The organism is Pseudoalteromonas rubra (genome assembly GCF_005886805.2).
Classification (GTDB): Bacteria; Pseudomonadota; Gammaproteobacteria; order Enterobacterales; family Alteromonadaceae; genus Pseudoalteromonas; species Pseudoalteromonas rubra_D.
Genome location: NZ_CP045429.1, coordinates 1,800,921 through 1,818,522 on the forward strand (window position 1 = coordinate 1,800,921; position 17,602 = coordinate 1,818,522).

Sequence of the window (17,602 nt, forward strand, 5' to 3'; positions counted from 1 at the left end):
TTGCGGAGCAAAGTAGCAGAAGCGCGGTGTGTGCTCAAGTCAAACTATTCTATTGGCAGGGTGTAATACAGCTGTGAGCTGGTATTGTCCGGCTCAGACGGGCAGCGCACAAAGCCAGCTTTTTTCAGTACTTTGATAGAAGCCGGGTTGTCTGCTGCAACGCCCGCATTGAGTGTTACACTGGGCTGAACTGTGCGCAGATGCGCGACTAAGCCCTGCAGCAGCTCACTGGCATAGCCTTGTCCCCAGTGTGCTTCGCCTATTAGGTAGCCAAGTTGAACCGTATTTTCGGCTGCATACAGCATAACCAGGCCCAGAATGTGTGTCTGTTTGTCCTGCACCAGTAGCAGCTCACAGCGTGTTAGTTTGTCCGATATCCAGTCGGTTAGTTGGTCAGCAGTGTGCGGACACTGCTGCCAGTCATCGGGCAAAAAATGCAGTGTGCCTGGTGTCAGCAAATCGAGTAGCTGTTGTACGTGTGCAGTGCTGAGAGCCGGTGTTGCAGGCATTATTTCTAATCTTGCCGTACTGAACTTATGCATTGTCATGGGTGTGTTCCTGTGATGATTTTGCCTGTGTTTCAGACAAGCCAGTTTTAAATGCCATGGTTAATTCGTGACCCTTGATGGCCGGTAATGCAAGCGCCTTTAGTGCCAGGCTGCCAACCATGATCAACAGGGCGGTAGCCAGGGCATCGAGACTCATGCTGAGCACTGTGCCAATTGCACCGAATGTGGCTGTCAGAGACGACAGTTCAGGTAAAGTATAGATACCCGTAAGCTGTTGCAGTAGCAGGGCTATCCAGAACCCAAAACAGTATGGGCAGCGCCATGCCGTGTATAAATAGACAAGGGGGGCCGGTAAACGTGCCACTAAAGTGTTAAACCAGGTGCCCCAGTCGGGTAATTTTTCCCATAATAGTACGTGGATCGATAACCCCATTAAAACGAGTGAAAAAGTCATAGGTCTCTCCTGTAAATCGGTGTATTGTTTTGTTGATGTCTATTATTCTCAATAAAGCCGTGCTGCGTTATTGTCTGTTTTTTGAATTAATCGGCTTATTTTAAGATTGTGGGTGAAGTAAAATGACCAATCATGTTGCCGCCTGTGGCCAGATGAAAGTAGCGACACTGGAACAGGAGCCTCACGGCACGCACAGCGAAAGTGTGTTGAGCTTTATTCGTTCAGGCTCGCTAGATATGTTACACGGAGAGACGTTTACAGCCACACAGGGCATGTTTGTGTTGGTACCCGGCGGCATGCCTCATACCTTGTTGTCCGGGTCTGACTTGCATGTGCACTGGATGAGTTTTTGCCCGGATTGTCTTGGGCTCACACCCGAATCCAGCTTGTTGCAACCCTTTCAGCAGGTACGTTTAGGTGCGTTACCCGCATTGGCGCTATCTGGGGAGCGCGTCGATTTTGTGCAGACTTTGTATCAGGAGTTTGAAGCCGCATTGCAGCATGCTTTGCCGCTCGACGTGATGAAGAGTTTTGTTTTCTTGCTGTTGCATGAGGTGTCACTGGCACAACAGCCGGTGAGCTGGCGCGCAGGTATGCACCCTAAAGTTGTCGCGGCACTTTCCTACATTGAGAGTCAGGGCTTAAAGCCGGTTTCTTTGCAGGATGTGGCGAGTGCGGTATTTGTTAGTGCCCCTTATCTGGCGACTTTGTTTAAACGCGAAACTGGCTACTCCGTAGGGCAGTGGCTCACCAAAAAACGCCTGGGTGAGGCCTGTAATCGTTTGCTGCATACACGTACACCGATTGCAGCGTTAGTTGAAGAACTGGGTTGGTCAGATACAACGCATTTTATCCGTCAGTTTAAAGCGGCTTATGGCGTCACGCCTGCGCTGTGGCGCAGACAGCACAGTCAGGCGGCAGAAAGTCGTTAATAATCTGTGCTACCTGAGTCGATAAATTCAGGGATGCTTGGCGCGTTAAATCACTGATCTGAAGTCCCTAATCCCTTTCTCAGGTTAAAGGGACATGGTAAGTTAGTCGTATAATGTTAACGGGTATTTATTTGCGTGCCTGCTATAATTGCAATCAAGACCGAAAAAAACCGGTCTATGTCGAGCCGAAGAATCACTGTAATAGGTAATATACTTTGTTTAAGGAAATTGAAGACCTGAGCGAGAGTCTGGTGCTGATTGTTGAAGACTCCATGCTTACACAAAAAGTCATCTCTTGCTTTTTAGAGGGGATTTGTTCGGTCCATATGGTGACATCCGGAGAAAAAGCCATCGAGTTTTGCCGTGCAACCCCACCGGATCTGATCTTGATGGATTGGGTACTGGAGGGGATGTCTGGGGTGGAGGCTTGTAAACAGTTGCAGGAAATGGAAGGTCTGTCTGATATCCCTATCATTTTTGTGACCTCCAACATCAGCGAGCAACAGCAGGATTTGTGCTGGGATGCGGGCGCGGTTGACTTTATTCCTAAACCTATCGTGGCAAAGACCCTGATGAACAGGGTTAAAACTCACCTCAAATACAAACAGCAAGCGGATACGCTCAAGCGCTACTCATACTACGACGGGCTGACAAAAGTGTTCAATCGGCGCTTTTTTGATATGGAAGGAGCGCGTCAGTTTAAGCAGAGTATTCGCCAGCAACATACCTGCTCTGTGGTGATGCTGGATATCGATCACTTCAAGAAGTTTAATGACCGTTATGGTCATCTTAATGGGGATGATGCTCTTAAAGCTGTTGCCAGTGCCATAGATGGCCAGATACGCAGACCTATGGATGGGGTATATCGCTATGGTGGCGAGGAATTTGCAATTTTATTGCCAGACACAGAGCCTGATGGGGCGAAGCAGCTGGCTAACCAGTTTGTTGATGCAGTAAAAGCATTGGCCATTGTGCATGAAGACTCGGAATTTGGCGTGGTTACCATCAGTGCGGGTGTTGCAAGCAATGATGGCGGTGAGCATTACCAGGATTTGGCTCAGCTAATTGCGGCGGCAGATGAAGCCTTATACAACGCAAAGCATCAGGGTCGTAATCAAGCGTGTGTGGCAGAAAAAAAGGGCGCTTAGGCTAATGCCAGTCAGTTAAGCTGACTGGCATTGTTTTTTCTAGCTGGGTACTTACTTGGCTTTGGTTTTATGGCTCGAGGATAGACCCGATCTTCTCGTCGTGTCGGCAGCTCAAAGTGACCCAATGTTTGTATTAACATCTCATAGTGTTTTGGGATGTTTCCCGGGCTGGCGAGGGGGAGTCGCCCTAAGTAACTTAATATCGCGTTGGCGCAATTACTAAAGCTTAATTGGTTGGCCCATATTCCTTTACGAGATGCCGCTTGAGTCATCACCTGACGCAGCAAGTTGTACCCCAGGAGTAAGCCCCACAGCTCTTGCTCAACCATATCTGATTTTTTGCTTCTTAGCGTATATTCATTGTTTAAAAGTGTCTGCTTGATTTCTCTATAACCCAATTCTATTTCCCAGCGGTGGCTGTAAAGCTCAACTATTTCTTCGCCAGGAAACCTCTGCACATCTATCATCGATGTGAGTATTTGATATTCCTTGTTTTTAATTTTTTTCGTCACAAGTCGGGCTTCTACATACGCAGGTAAATCAGGCGATTGCTTATGAGATTGTGGAGTTGTTTTTAAGCGCACCAATTTATCTAAACGACCATTAGATTTAATCACTTCAAACTGAAGCCCTTTCTTCACCGGTATTAACCAGTGCCTCTCGGTGCCATGTGTTTGCCATTGGTGGAGTAGGTTTAATGAGTAGAACCCTTTATCGAACATCGTGAGGCTGTGGTCTGGCGTGGTGGCAACTAATTTGTCTGCCAGCTTCATTTCATTGGTTTTATATCCGCTGAAAGCACTGCTGATAAGTTGATGGCTGGTCAGCTCCATATGACACACCATTCGAATTTGTGGAAAAGCGGTTTCGCCATGCTGATTGCTGGGGGAGCCAAAACATTCACGATTTTCAGGCGTGTCTTGAGCTCGCCAAGTAACACCGTCGACGGCCAGGAGGTTTAACCCGCACCAAGTTTCAAAGTTTGCTTGCTGATAATAATGCGCAGCCATCATTTCAAAGGCATTTTTGACACTGTCTTTACCGAGTCTTCGCCTTCCCTGAACAAGGGCGCTTGGGGCGATTAATTTGCTATCTCCAGGCAGAGCAATTTCCATGTGGGAAGCTAAATCCCAAACCGACTGTTGACGAAAGAAGCTCATACCAATCACAGTCCACATCACAGCCTCGAGTGGAAGCCTGCGTTTTCTGATAGTTGCAACGCCAGCGCGTTGAAAGGCTTGCTCCAGTATTTCGGCATCCAGAAAGTGATTAAGTTTTTCAAAGGTAACACTTTCGGGCAGTTGCTCAAACGCACTGCAAAAGGCTTGTTCTAAAGACATAAAAAAATCCAATATCAGAAATGATATTGGATTTTGAAGCCTTTAAAAGATCGGTCAACTGATCTATTTAATTCTTAACTGATCGGCATTAGCGCTTAGGCCCTTTTTAATCATTCCACCCGTAGGTTGCTTAACCTGCCATGTTATATAGCAATGCCGAGACGGCTAAAATACCAACCAGCAGAATAAAGTAGGTGCCAACATGATGGCGGTACTTTTGTAGTGCCGGTACTTTGAAAATGGCGATGGTTGGCATGATAAACAGGATCATGGCAATGATCGGTCCAGAAATGGCACCCATCATATCCAGAATACTCGGGTTCATCACAGCACACACCCAGATTGCGATAAACATCAGGCCCACACCCAGTTTATCAATCAAGCCTGCCGACAGAGATGACTGCTTGCTGAGCAGACCATTGAAGCTCTCGCGTGCGCCCAGAAAGTGCCCAAGGAAAGAAGATGTAATGGCAATGAAGGCGACCAGCGGACCCAGCATGGCAATAAATGGATTGTCGTACACATTAGCAAGGTAAGACAGTACAGAAACGTTGGCCTCTTTGGCTTCGAGCATTTGCTCCGGGCTGAGAGACAGCACACATGAAAATACAAATAACAGCACAAAAACGATCAGCATTAGCGAGGTATTGCGCAAAATTGCCTCAGCTTTATGTGTCGCACGGTCAGCATAATGGCGGCGTTGAGCATTGGCAAAGCTGGAGATAGCGGCAGCGTGGCTAAATGAAAAGACAATAATTGGCACGGATAGCCACAGTGTCTCACTCAGACCTGCCATATCCGGCGTTGCCACAACTGGTGCTTGCCAGTGTGGGATTAAATATAGTGACAGCATCAGCAAGATCCCAACTAGCGGGTAAACCAGCAGCGCGAACGCACGCAGTAGTAACTTTTCTCCACCCATCATAATTGCAATCATGCCTGCAACCAGCAGCCCGGAAAGGAGTACCCGAGGTGGGGCGGTCATGTCTAACTGGTTAACCATGAAGCTGTCCAAGGTATTGGTGAGGCCTACACCATAAATCAACAGAATAGGGAAGATCGAAAAGAAGTACAGTAAGGAAATTAAGCGGCCTGCGGTGGCACCAAAATGCTCTTCAACGACATCGGTAAAGTCACTGTCACTGTGTTTAGAGGACAACACAAAACGTGCCAGCCCTCGATGAGCCAGGTAGGTCATTGGAAAGGCCAATACAGCCATAATCACCAGAGGCCAGAACCCGCCAATACCGATATTGATAGGCAGAAACAAAATACCGGCGCCCACAGCGGTACCAAACAGGCTAAGCACCCAATTGGTATCGTGTTGTGTCCAGCGTCCCCGACTGCTTTGGGTAGTCTCTGTGGCAAAAGCCTCTGTAGAGAGCCCTTCAGGGGTATTACTCATACTTGTTGTCCTATGATTAGAATTATATGCGCGCGGATAATATAAAAAATGTGGCACATATGCATGCTTTCGTCGGTAATCAATGTAAAAGTGGATGAATATTCGACAGCGTTGGGTGTATTTTAATCATTTAACCAAGTGGATTGTAGAAATCTCATTGTGACGTTTGACTTTGTGACTTTAAAAGGTACGATTGAGCTCAGAAAATAAGCTAGTATCATATCAAAGAACATAGTATTTTAGTCTCTATATCATGCCCGGTCTTCGTAAATTGACATGCGTCGTGTCGTGAAGCTGACAGGGTAAGCAAGGTAATATCACGTTATGGAAATAATTAATCTTGACCCGCATCACCCGGAAGTGTCGCAGTTACTGAGAGACATCGATGAGTTGATGAATACACTCTACCCACCGAGCAGTAATCAGCTGATCCCGGCGGATGAGCTGGCTGCGTCTGACGTCTATTTTGTTGGTGCCCGCACTCAATCTGTGTTGATGGGGTGTGGTGCCCTGGTGCCAAAAACGGATGAGGCAGACAGCCTGACACCTTACGCCGAGCTAAAGCGGGTTTATGTACAACCACCGTATAGGGGCCTGGGTGTGTCGAGACACATTATGCAAACTTTAATTGATCATGCACGTCAGGTTGGCTTCAGTGTATTACGGCTGGAAACAGGGATCCGGCAAACTGAAGCAATTGGGTTGTATACGTCTTTGGGGTTTGTGCAGCGAGAAGCATTTGGCAACTACGAACCCGACCCTTTGAGTGTCTATATGGAATTGGCGCTGTCATAAAGAGGTCATATCTTTGCGGGCGATACTTGGCATTTTTGTTATAATCCCGCTACCTAATTTTTGAGTTATACAAAAAACATGTCCTTTGAATCTCTTGCCTTAGCACCTGCCCTGTTAGAAGGGTTACAGGTGCTTGACTTTACTGAGCCAACAGCTATTCAAGCGCAAAGCATTCCCGAGATCCTGGCAGGTCACGATTTGCTGGCGTGTGCGCAGACAGGTACCGGTAAAACAGCCGCATTTATGCTTCCTATCATGACTCAGTTACTCAGCAAGCCGGGCTCAGGTGCTCGTGCCCTGATCCTGGCGCCGACCCGAGAATTGGCTCAGCAAGTAGCGCAGCACGCGAATGCCTATGCCGCTCATTGTGAGCTGAAAACAGTGTGTTTGCATGGTGGAGCAAATATTGGACCTCAGGAAAAAGCACTTCGTGAAGGAGCAGACATAGTGGTCGCCACGCCAGGCCGTTTGCTCGATCATTTAATCAAAGGCACATTGAATTTGTCAGCGGTAGAATACTTAGTGTTCGATGAAGCCGACCGTATGCTGGATATGGGCTTTATGGGCGAAATACGTCGGATTATGCGCAAAATGCCATCTGATCGGCAAACCTTGTTATTTTCTGCTACCGTAGATGAAGCGGTCTTTAATCAGGTAAAAGACTGGTTGAAAGAGCCAAAACGGATTGGCATTGAAGCACAGAATCAGGCTGCCGCAAAGGTTGAGCAGCTCTTTTATGCCGTGGATGAAGAGCGCAAACGGGAGCTGATCGCTCACCTGATCGGCAAACAAAACTGGCATCAGGTGTTGATTTTCACCCGCACAAAGAAACAAGCTGATGACTATGCCAAGGAGCTCAATAAAGACGGTCTTAAAACTGCGGCTATTCATGGTGACAAATCTCAGGGGGCACGAAACAAGGCACTGGCGCAATTTAAGGACGGTGAAATTCGTGTCTTAGTTGCTACTGATGTCGCGGCACGTGGTATTGATATTCAACAATTGAATTATGTGATTAACGCTGAGTTGCCTTATGTCGCGGAAGATTATGTGCACCGTATTGGCCGTACAGGCCGGGCAGGTGAAGCCGGGACTGCTATTTCGTTGGTGAGTATTGATGAGCAATGGTTACTGGAAGAGATTGAAGTCTTGTTGGATGAACGCCTCACCCCGCAATGGTTGAGTGGCTATGAGCCAGATCTGACCCGCGAGCCTAAAAATGATCGTCAAAATTCGGCCAAATCTCGTCGTCAGCGTGATAAAAAGCGCGTGCTGGGCCAGCGTTCTAAGCGCAGGCGCTAACGCGTACAGTAACGCATAACATCATTTTGAAGAGGTTAAGTCATGACGCAAGCACTGTGGCATATTTATCAGGGCAGTATTGACGATATGCTGGTGGTTGAGCAGCAGATCCCGGAGTTCTCAAACCCTAAAACCCGTGAGCAAATCCTTCAGAGGCTGGCGGGGCGCACTAACCTGGCGTTGATAGTAAGCTGCAATGGTCAGCCAGTTGCTTACAAACTTGGGTTTGAGCAGGCACCAAAGCAGTTTTATAGTTGGCTGGGTGCCGTAATACCAAAGTATCGTGGACAAGGGATGGCACGGGCATTGCTGCTTGAACAAGAGCGCTGGTGCCGCGAGCAAGGTATCAGTCACATTGAAGTGAAGACTATGAACCGCTTTAAAACCATGATGCAGATGCTCGTCAGTCATGATTATCATATTGCGGAACTGACACAGCCAGCAGCGTCGTCGCAGACCTTATTGGATATGCAGATCCGATTTCGCAAGGCGCTTTAACGTAAACGTGTTAACGTGAACGTGCGTCAAAGTACTGATTGACGCCCAGGGCTAAAAAGATAATCGCGCTGCCAAGCCCTAGGCTGACTAAATCGGCGGTGCGATTCCAGATCAGGATATTCACCAGGATCCCGGCAGGGATCAGCACATTGTTCATGACTGCCAGTGCTCCTACTGAAACCAGAGTGACGCCTTTATTCCATATAAAATAACCAAGGGCAGAGGCAATGAGGCCTAAATAAATTAAGATCCCCCATTGTAGCTGCGTCGAAGGGAGTCGGTTCAAATCACCAAAAAGAGCAAAACTTAACGAGGACACGGCCAGTGCGCCGATAAAGAAAAAGCCAAAGCACTGATGGTGGACTAAGGCATGCTGCTCAGCCAGTCGTTTATATAAAACCTGCCCCAGAGCAAAACACAGATTGGCACCCTGAACTACCATAAAGCCAAGCCAGAAGTCCGGATTCGGTGTTGTCAGACGAATGACGACAGCGCCCAGTGTTGCGATTAATGCGACCAGTAAATAGCGCGCATTAAAGCGCTTTGCGAACAGGTCATTAAGCAAAGTGATGTATACCGGTGTCATCACGGTAAACAGCAGGACTTCCGGTACAGTTAAAAACACAAAGGCATGGTAATAGAAACCATACATAGCACCTATCTGTATTGCACCTATTGTCATTAATCTGAACATCACGGGGCGGGCTGTTTGCTGCCAGCGAATGAATGGCAAGAAAACCAGGGTTGCCAGCATAATACGACTCAGGGCGGCGAACCAAAGGTCAACCGAGCCGGCGAGGTAAACGCCTATCAGGCTGAATGAAAATGCCCATAAGAGGGTGACAAAAATCAGATGATGCATATCAGGTCAGTTAAAATGGTGTGCAAGTATAGTCGCGATGATACCTCAGAGTGGCTTGATTTAACTAACAAAATAACAGCAGTATTGAAGACTCAGGCATTGCCATTTGCCGAACTTTGCTAAGCGGATGAGCAAACATAAACGAGGAAAAAATATCCATCGAAAATACCGAATAAAAAGCGCGTTATAATATGATTTTATTTTATAGCGACCGAGTTACAATGACTTTGTTTTCACATTTATCCCTTCATGATTACCCATGATGTGTGTTAAGGCCGCTTTATGCGGCCTTTTTTTTGTCTGAATTTTCTGCTGTACTTGACCCAGAGCATGAGATTTTGTTGCGGGTCGTCTTTTCTCTTCACTGCCTTTTTCAGCAGGGCAATATAACTCCATAAAAAACAACATGGGCATCGATGACAAAGACATTGCCAGTAAGGCCACTATATTAAGGAGTAAGCATATAGGAATGAGGAAAGTAACTCATCGAAAATACCGAGCTAAAGAAACGTTTTAATATGATTTTATTTTATAACGGCCGAGTTACAATGATCTTGTTTTCACATTTATCCCTTCATGATTACCCATGATGTGTGTTAAGGCCGCTTTAATGCGGCCTTTTTTTTGCCTGCGTTTTCTGTTCAGCTGCGCCTAACCTGCCTACCCTTAAGATGATGTTTTTCTGCGGGCAGTGATTTAACCGCCTGCTTCTAACTGTAAAAGGAAAAAGGTATGCGTACAATTCCCTTGCTGATGTCGGTTGTTTTGTCTGTGTTACTGAGCGCTTGTGCGTCTATGGGGCCGGGTGATGCTGTCCAAAAGCGTTCCGAAATCCAGAAGATGAAACGAGATACTTTAACCAAGCTCTATAGTAAAAAGCCGGATGTTCGCGCCCAACTAAGCAATGCGTCCGGATATGCGGTGTTTTCCAATGCGAATCTGAATATTATTTTTGTTGCCGCAGGCACTGGCTATGGTGTCGTAGAAAATAACACCACTGGCCAGTCAACTTACATGAATATGGCCGAAGGTGGTGTCGGACTGGGTCTGGGTGCAAAGGATTATCGTATTGTGATGGTGTTTCATACTCAGGCAGCGATGAAACAATTTGTGGAGTCCGGCTGGACATTTGGCGGAAATGCCGATGCTGCTGCAAGGGCAGCTGATAAAGGGGCCTCTATTGAAGGCGAAGTCTACTATGGGGATGTAACAGTGTATACATTTACCGAAAGTGGCCTGGCATTGCAGGCGACAGTCAAAGGAACGAAATTCTGGCAAGACAAGGAATTAAACTAATTCCATTTGCCCCTGGCAACGACACTTAGCCGGCCTGTTGGGCCGGCTGAAAAATCTACTTACCATTTGTCACATTTTTGTGCCTGTTTTAATCCACTCCCTTCACGTTACACTCCCGATAAATGACAGCCAAAGGATGCGTTATGATTTTAGTGATTGGAGCAAGCGGGGCGACGGGCAGGCTGGTTGTTGAGCAGTTGATGTTGGCACAGGTGCAAGTCAGAGTCCTTGTCCGGCAAAGTAGTGCACAACTGGAAACGCTCAAAGCTAACCCGCAACTGGATGTCAGGGTAGGCAATATTGCCGAGTTGAGCACCCGGGAACTCGAAGCGTTAGTGGCGGACGTGAAAACGGTTATTTGTTGTCTGGGACATCGGGCAACGTTTCAGGGTATTTATGGTCATCCCCGCCGCCTGGTACGTGATGCAGTGCAAAGTGTGTGTCAGGCAATTGCAAACAAAGATGGCGGGAGCCCTGCTAAGTTTATCTTAATGAACAGTACTGGGTGCACCTGCGAGTCTTTGCATGAGCGGCCACCTCTGGCACATCGTGCCGTGGTAGCGTTATTACGTTTATGTCTGCCACCTCATCCTGATAATGAGGCTGCGGCGAAGCTCTTACGTGCCAGCTCCCCCGCAAAGGAGGGGGTTGAGTGGGTCGTGGTTAGGCCAGATTCGTTGACAAATGATGCTCAGGTCACAGCTTATGACGTTCATCCATCTCCAATACGTGACGCCATTTTTGATGCGGGAAAAACAAGCCGGATCAATGTCGCTCATTTTATGTGTCAGTTAGCGCTTGATCCGGCACTGTGGCAGCAATGGCAGGGCTGCTCTCCTGTACTGTATAATCAGGACCAGGGTTAATACTCAACCGTGGTTTTGTAGTCATACCTGAAGCCGATAGAAATGGAGTCGAAGTCATCGCCATTGACGAACGACTTGTTAAGGTACTCAAGGTGAATTCTGAGTACTTTAATAGGGCTCCACTCTAATGTCAGGTTGTAGCCATCAAAGCCGCCTGCGGCCGGATCTGAATCCAGGTATCCGTCATCAAAATCAAAGTAGCCTGCTTTCAGTTTGTAGGCTTTGGCCAGTTGGTAAGCAAAGGATAAATCGAAGGTGTGCCCACTGCGGTCAGCACCTGCAGCATCTCTGTTGTAATCTTTATCCTGATAAGCGACGGCGGCATAGAAGCGAGGTGTAAATTGATAGGCCAGCGAGGTTGCCCAGAGGCTGTTATCGCCAAGCTGGACATCATCGGCATAAACGTCGTTTTGCTGGTAGGTGACAGCAGCATGCAAATCGTTAGCATCATAACTCAAACCAACATTGACCAAATCATCTGAGTTACTACCCGACTCGCCATTAAACTGTGCAACTGCAACAAAAGTAAAAGGCCCAGGTGTAAGCCGGTAACTGATCAGATTGTCGACGAAGAAGAGGCTCTCAGGGTCATATGCAAACGGGCTGTTGGCATGATTAAAGATATCAACATACTCGGCAATAAAAAGATATTGTGCCGGCCGTTGCTTACCTATGCCAAAGCGGCCGACAGGTGTGTTCAGTGCGGTGTAGGCCCGCCGGGAGCGACCAAAGTTGCCTTCGTTAGCAACGTCAATACTCCACTCTCCATGCAGCTCTGCGCTCCAGTCTTTGTCAAATTCGTGGGTAACCTTGAGCCCGGCATGGGACAGGGCGTCACGCACGTCCCAATTATCCTTACCATTGGTCTCCAGGCGACCGTATGTGGGGCGCATGGTCGCATATACGTCCAGTTTGCGCTTTTCTTCAGTCGGCGCAGGTTTAGCTGAATTGGCAGAAGAAGCGGCTTTTGCATCTGCAGCAGCTGCTGTGTTAGTTGTGGGTTTAGCGTTTTGTGTTGTTTGAGCGGCGGTTGGGTTTTGCCTTTCAAAGCGGGCCTTGAGTGCTTTGAGCTGAGCTTCGAGCGCTTCGATATCAGCCATAGTGACGGCGCGTTCGGTGTTAGCTTGAGCACAGGTGAGCGGCACACAAAGTGCAATCAGGATGGCTTTAGCCACAGAAGAGATCGCGTTATTCATAGCAAATTACCAAATTTGTTGCGTTAGTTGCGATAACTGGAATTATAGACAACACTTTGGCAAAGGGTGATTTTATTTGGCCTAAATAATATGAAGATTCGCAGCAAGTTCTCTTTGGCATCGGCGTTACTCATCTTTATGATCATTTTGGTGATCAGTACGACAACCTATTGGCTGGTCAATGCCTCTATGAAAAAGAAAACCACTGCATATGTCAGTGATTCCGCACAATTGCTGGCACTGGGTATTGATAATTGGTTGGCAGAAAAAGCCGCTTTAATTCGATTACTGCGCAGTCAGATTGAGGCTGACTTTAGCCCCGAGCAGTTTCAAAAGGGGCTCGAATCACCTTATTTTAAAGACGCCTTTTTATTGTCATTTGGTACCTTGAGCACAGAGAGAATATTGCGTTCGAACAATCCCAACAGGCAAAACCCGCCAGATGTGGATTTTAGGGAACGAGGCTGGTATCGCTTGGCCAGAGACAAAGGTAAAACGGTGTTTACCAGCCCTTATACCGACGCAGCAACCGGTGAATTGTTGCTCTCTGTGGTTGCGCCTATTAATTCAGGCGGGCAATTTCGCGGCGCGATTGGGGGCGATCTTAGCTTAGATACCATAGCCAAAAGTGTGAATGCGGTGAACTTTGATGGCACGGGCTATGCGTTTTTAGTCGACAGTAAAGGGATTATTGTCTCTCACCAAAACGCCAAACTGAATGGCAAACCGCTCAGTAGTTTGTCGCCACAATTGAATAAATCAGCTGAAAAGACGCTATTAGAAGTGACGGTTAAAGGGGAAGCCAAGCTGCTCTATTTTTACCCGTTATCGCAGCAGTATGGGACTGATTGGTATTTGGCCGTGTTGTTGGATGAAGCTCTGGTTTTCAGTGATTTAAGAGAGCTTTCAATGAGTACATTGATGTTGGCAGTGGTGGCCATATTGCTCGGAGCCTTTTTGAGTCGGGCTTTGGCAATTCAGTTATTGAGACCGCTGAAAGATCTCAATGATGCAATCACCAATATTGCGTCGGGGAGTGGTGATCTTACTCAGCGAGTGCGAATAAAGCATGAAGATGAATGCGGCAAGGTCGCGCAGGAATTCAATCAATTTCTGGGGTCATTACATAGCCTGGTGACAGATGTGAAGCAACGTGCTGATCTGGTGGTGGCCAGTTGTGACGAAGCGAGTACGCTGGCGAATCAGTCTAGCAGTCAGCTCAATGAACAGGTACAACTGATTGAAGGGCTGGCAACGGCGATGCATGAGATGAGCACGACTTCCAGTGAGATTGCTGGTAGTGCCCAAAATGCCGCGACATCGATCACCTCCGTCAATGAAAGGGCGGCAGAAGGGCAACAGGTATTTCAGAAAACCCGTGGTGAGATCAGCGCACTGGCCGATGAAATAAATATCTCACACGAGATGAGTACACAGCTGGCGGAATACAGTCAGAGTATTGAAAATATTTTATCTGTTATAAACGGGATTGCCGAGCAAACCAATCTCTTGGCGCTGAATGCCGCCATTGAAGCAGCCCGGGCTGGTGAGCAGGGCCGGGGTTTTGCAGTGGTTGCCGATGAAGTTCGTTCTTTGGCAACCAAAACGCAAGAATCGACCACTGAAATCAAATCAATGATTGAACAGATCCAGGCATCGTCTATTCAGGTCCAAAGTGCGATGGGCAGCAGTCGTGATAAAACGTTGCTGTGTGTCGAGCAGACTGAGCAGGCTACAGGCATGTTGAATGAGATTTCAGAAGCGGTGAAAGACATCATGGACCGCAACATCCAGATCGCAACAGCGATTGAAGAGCAAAGCGTGGTGATTGAGGAAATCAATAAAAATACCTCAAATATCAATGATATTAGTGTCGAAGTGGGGAGCTTTGCCGTTCGCCAGTTTGAGTCAAGTAAAGTGCTGACGCAACATGCCCATGAACAAGAAGGGTTATTATCGAAATTCACGCTTTAGCTACGCTTCGGCAAGTTGTACACTTGCCGCATAGCAAACCGAATTAATGAGCCAGTTTTGGACAATAAGAAAAATATATGGGTGGACGCAGATGCGTGTCCTGTGGTGATCCGTGAAATCTTGTTTCGTGCCGCAGTCAGAACCCAGATCCCAGTGACATTCGTCGCCAATCAATATATTAAAACGCCGCCTTCTCCTCATATCCATAAGCTACAGGTGAGTAGTGGCTTTGATGTGGCTGACAATGAGATTGTGCGCCGTATGTGTGCCGGCGATCTGGTGATCACCAGTGACATACCATTGGCAGCCGAAGCCATTGAAAAAGGCGGGTTAGCACTGAGCACGCGTGGAGAAGAGTTCACAAGAGAAAACATTCGATCACGGCTTAATATTCGCGATTTTATGGATACCATGCGCAGTAGTGGCATGGTCAGTGGGGGTCCTCCGCCATTAGGACAAGCTGAAAAACAACAGTTCGCCAACAGTTTAGACCGCTGGCTACAGCAAAATAAAGGCTAACCTCAGGCGCCGCGCTATGGTGCCTCTCTTTGTTTAAAAGTGACATCTCTCTGGATTATAAATAAGCGGATACTCAGCAGCCTTGATTACGCGTTGAAAATACCCTCGGTTAAAAGCCGCTAAGTAACCGGCATTTGATATCGTATTGCGAAAGCCTGTGGGAATATGCAGACGACAGTAACGCTGAATTGGAGAAAACATGATAAGAATAATGACACAAAACGACTTTCAACATTTCTGGCCAACTTTTAAAGAAGTCATTGAGCAACAAGAGACTTATGCATTTGACCCGGATATGTCACAACAGCAAGCTTATGCGCTGTGGTGTCAAAAAGTAGACATTGCGTATGTCATGGTCGAAGGGTATGAGATCCTGGGAAGTTATTACCTTAAGGCCAATGCCATGGGCCCCAGCAACCATATTTGCAATTGTGGCTATATGGTTGCCCCTCAGGCAAGGGGTAAAGGCATTGCTCGTACATTGTGTGAACACTCTCAAAGTGAAGCAATTAAGCTGGGATATCGTGCGATGCAGTTTAATTCGGTGGTCGCCAGTAATCAGGTGGCGGTACAGTTATGGCAAAGGTTGGGGTATCAGATTATTGGCACGATTCCAAAGGCTTACCGTCATCCCAGTTTGGGTTTTGTTGACAGTCATATTATGTATAAATGGCTTCAGTAACATTAATAATGTTATTTCATATCAATATGATAGGGTGATTTGAGGCATTGACATCTAAGCCTTGCCAGCATATATTGCTGGCAACTTTATCGACAGTCAGAGGGTAAGTTGCGCTTACTACAGGGTCTGCTCACATTAATAATGGTATTACTGATTGGTTTACAATCGGTGACTGCTGTGATTGATCCCGGCAACTTTCATCAGCCCACCAAGGCACATTTGCAAACCAATCATGTCCATGATGAGTCATACCCGGCCTCACAAAGTGTGATCTTTGACGAGCAGGGTCATGTGATTTCTGACTGTCATCATTGTGGCCATTGCAGCGGTAGCCATACAATCTGGATGTCAGTTCGCTTGTCTCCGATTTCTGGATTGATGAAACCCGACATCCCTTTTTCATCTGCCGATACTCAGGTTCGCCGGCGTATCGAATCTCAGTTTAAACCTCCCATCGCTTAACTCTGTTTCCTCCGAAATTTTTTAGTTTTTGTTATTTTTCCGTTTGACGGATCGCTTCAATGTGCCTGTTTTTATGTCATTCAGGACAATGCGATTGGTCATGTCGATTTTTGCCTGAAACAGACAGGCAGTGGAGTGTGATACGTCACGCGCCACAAATGAAGAGGTTTACACCATCATGAACAAGCGTATTTTAAGTTACGCAGCGGGGCTTTTACTGATATCGCTGAAAGCCAGCGCCATCTCAAGCACAGAACCAGGTCATAATCATGATTCTGATGTTTCTTTCCAGACAGAATTACCCCATCAGCAAAGTCAGCAAAGCGTGTTGCTCAGTCAAGCCCAGCAGTCACAGATCAACCTCAAGCTGATGACACTTCAGGCTCAATATGCGCAAACACCGGTTTATGCGCCGGGCGAGCTTAAAGCAAACCGTTATACCAGTTATATGGTGACGCCGCGGGTTGATTCTGTGGTAGAGCGTCGTCATGCGAGTTTAGGTCAGGTTGTCAGACCCGGGGATAAATTGGTCACATTATTTAGCCAGGATATGGCCCAGGCGCAGGCGGACTATATGATCGCAGCCAGTGAATGGAAGCGAGTTGAACGATTGAGCGATGCGAGCTTGAGCGAAAACCAGAAGCTGGTAGCCAGAGCAAAATATAAAGCGGCGCTGGGTACGTTATTGGCGATGGGTATGAGCCACTCTGCCGTTAACCGCTTAGAAGCGGGACAAACTCAGTCTCTGGGCACTTACACTCTGTCTGCCCAACGTGAAGGGATTGTGCTGGAGGACGGCTTTGTACAAGGACAGCGCTTTGGTTCAGGTGAAGCCATTATGAAACTCGGTGACGAATCGACATTGTGGGTTGAAGTCAGATTAGCCGCAACGCAGCAGCGTTTGATTAATACCGATACACCCGTTGAGATTGAGCACAATCAGCGCAGATACCCGGCAAAGGTGATCCAGCAGGGGCATACATTGGACCCATTAACGCGCACGCGGGTGGTTCGGCTTGAGGTTGATAATCGGGACGATACATTACATGCCGGTATGTTTGTCAGTGCGTACTTTTTGTTTTCGACGGCTCAGCCCGTTTTTGCCGTACCTGAATTAGCGCTGGTGCGCGATGTGGATGGCGGGTGGCAAGTGTTTGTGGAACATGATCAGGGTGAGTACGTTGCCACGCCTGTAAAACGGGTTGCACCGACAAAAGACGGGGTGATTATTGAGCCCATGCCGCTACTGGAGGGGGCAAAGGCGATTCGTTCTGGCACCAAAGTGGTGGCTCAGGGGGCGTTCTTTATTGCGTCTGAAATGGCAAAAAGTGGCTTTGATCCACATAACCACTGAGGGCGAAC

Annotated in this window: 18 protein-coding genes; 12 read left to right on the forward strand and 6 right to left on the reverse strand. The window is 47.5% G+C overall.

What is annotated here, in order from left to right; genetic code table 11:
• Positions 1-44 precede the first annotated feature (44 nt).
• Together CWC22_RS07750 and CWC22_RS07755 are read right to left on the reverse strand one after the other, a co-directional pair.
• Positions 45-548 (reverse strand): GNAT family N-acetyltransferase, encoded by a 504-nt coding sequence (locus CWC22_RS07750; protein ID WP_138537882.1) that lies wholly within the window; start codon positions 546-548, stop codon positions 45-47.
• Entirely contained in the window at positions 535-963 is a 429-nt protein-coding gene (locus CWC22_RS07755; RefSeq protein WP_138537883.1) for a hypothetical protein, read from the reverse strand. Before CWC22_RS07755 ends, CWC22_RS07750 begins: the two co-directional genes overlap by 14 nt.
• Before the next feature lie 122 nt (positions 964-1,085).
• On the opposite strand from CWC22_RS07755, the gene CWC22_RS07760 reads away from it, so the two are divergent.
• Together CWC22_RS07760 and CWC22_RS07765 are read left to right on the forward strand one after the other, a co-directional pair.
• The gene (locus CWC22_RS07760; RefSeq protein WP_138537884.1) at positions 1,086-1,895 is read left to right on the forward strand and encodes a helix-turn-helix domain-containing protein; all 810 of its coding nucleotides are present in this window, start codon (positions 1,086-1,088) and stop codon (positions 1,893-1,895) included.
• Between the two features lie 215 nt (positions 1,896-2,110).
• Complete coding sequence (locus CWC22_RS07765) at positions 2,111-3,043, forward strand: diguanylate cyclase (protein ID WP_125563219.1); 933 nt, start codon at positions 2,111-2,113, stop codon at positions 3,041-3,043.
• Between the two features lie 11 nt (positions 3,044-3,054).
• Here CWC22_RS07765 and CWC22_RS07770 read toward each other — a convergent pair whose 3' ends face one another.
• Positions 3,055-4,383: an IS4 family transposase gene (locus CWC22_RS07770; RefSeq protein WP_195879835.1), complete on the reverse strand. Its 1,329-nt coding sequence runs from the start codon at positions 4,381-4,383 to the stop codon at positions 3,055-3,057.
• Between the two features lie 130 nt (positions 4,384-4,513).
• Positions 4,514-5,788, reverse strand: a complete 1,275-nt coding sequence (locus tag CWC22_RS07775; RefSeq protein ID WP_138537493.1) for an aromatic amino acid transport family protein — start codon at positions 5,786-5,788, stop codon at positions 4,514-4,516.
• A gap of 324 nt (positions 5,789-6,112) precedes the next feature.
• Between CWC22_RS07775 and CWC22_RS07780 the strand changes: the two genes are divergently transcribed.
• From CWC22_RS07780 to CWC22_RS07790, 3 genes are all read left to right on the forward strand, one after another.
• A complete protein-coding gene (locus tag CWC22_RS07780; RefSeq protein WP_138537491.1) occupies positions 6,113-6,583 on the forward strand; it encodes a GNAT family N-acetyltransferase in 471 nt (156 codons plus the stop codon).
• 78 nt (positions 6,584-6,661) lie between these two features.
• Entirely contained in the window at positions 6,662-7,885 is a 1,224-nt protein-coding gene (locus CWC22_RS07785) for a DEAD/DEAH box helicase (RefSeq protein WP_138537489.1), read from the forward strand.
• A gap of 42 nt (positions 7,886-7,927) precedes the next feature.
• Positions 7,928-8,383: a GNAT family N-acetyltransferase gene (locus CWC22_RS07790; RefSeq protein ID WP_138537487.1), complete on the forward strand. Its 456-nt coding sequence runs from the start codon at positions 7,928-7,930 to the stop codon at positions 8,381-8,383.
• A gap of 10 nt (positions 8,384-8,393) precedes the next feature.
• Here CWC22_RS07790 and CWC22_RS07795 read toward each other — a convergent pair whose 3' ends face one another.
• Positions 8,394-9,245 (reverse strand): DMT family transporter, encoded by an 852-nt coding sequence (locus CWC22_RS07795; protein ID WP_138537485.1) that lies wholly within the window; start codon positions 9,243-9,245, stop codon positions 8,394-8,396.
• Positions 9,246-9,977: 732 nt separating this feature from the next.
• Between CWC22_RS07795 and CWC22_RS07800 the strand changes: the two genes are divergently transcribed.
• Positions 9,978-10,541: a YSC84-related protein gene (locus CWC22_RS07800; protein ID WP_138537483.1), complete on the forward strand. Its 564-nt coding sequence runs from the start codon at positions 9,978-9,980 to the stop codon at positions 10,539-10,541.
• A gap of 143 nt (positions 10,542-10,684) precedes the next feature.
• Positions 10,685-11,407 carry an NAD(P)-binding oxidoreductase gene (locus CWC22_RS07805; protein WP_171045024.1) on the forward strand — a complete coding sequence of 241 codons (723 nt, stop codon included), beginning with the start codon at positions 10,685-10,687 and terminating at the stop codon, positions 11,405-11,407.
• Here the strand turns inward: CWC22_RS07805 and CWC22_RS07810 are convergent.
• Entirely contained in the window at positions 11,404-12,603 is a 1,200-nt protein-coding gene (locus CWC22_RS07810; RefSeq protein ID WP_138537479.1) for a porin, read from the reverse strand. The two genes, CWC22_RS07805 and CWC22_RS07810, sit on opposite strands and share 4 nt — an antisense overlap.
• A 90-nt stretch (positions 12,604-12,693) precedes the next feature.
• Between CWC22_RS07810 and CWC22_RS07815 the strand changes: the two genes are divergently transcribed.
• The 5 genes from CWC22_RS07815 to CWC22_RS07835 all read left to right on the forward strand — a co-directional run bounded on the left by CWC22_RS07815 (position 12,694) and on the right by CWC22_RS07835 (position 17,594).
• Positions 12,694-14,577, forward strand: coding sequence for a methyl-accepting chemotaxis protein (locus CWC22_RS07815; RefSeq protein WP_010385991.1), 1,884 nt, complete (start codon positions 12,694-12,696; stop codon positions 14,575-14,577).
• Between the two features lie 57 nt (positions 14,578-14,634).
• The gene (locus CWC22_RS07820; RefSeq protein WP_228553093.1) at positions 14,635-15,096 is read left to right on the forward strand and encodes a YaiI/YqxD family protein; all 462 of its coding nucleotides are present in this window, start codon (positions 14,635-14,637) and stop codon (positions 15,094-15,096) included.
• Between the two features lie 199 nt (positions 15,097-15,295).
• Positions 15,296-15,778, forward strand: coding sequence for a GNAT family N-acetyltransferase (locus CWC22_RS07825; protein ID WP_138537477.1), 483 nt, complete (start codon positions 15,296-15,298; stop codon positions 15,776-15,778).
• Between the two features lie 108 nt (positions 15,779-15,886).
• Positions 15,887-16,240: a hypothetical protein gene (locus tag CWC22_RS07830; protein WP_125563199.1), complete on the forward strand. Its 354-nt coding sequence runs from the start codon at positions 15,887-15,889 to the stop codon at positions 16,238-16,240.
• A 178-nt stretch (positions 16,241-16,418) separates the two neighbouring features.
• The gene (locus tag CWC22_RS07835; protein WP_138537475.1) at positions 16,419-17,594 is read left to right on the forward strand and encodes an efflux RND transporter periplasmic adaptor subunit; all 1,176 of its coding nucleotides are present in this window, start codon (positions 16,419-16,421) and stop codon (positions 17,592-17,594) included.
• Positions 17,595-17,602 lie beyond the last annotated feature (8 nt).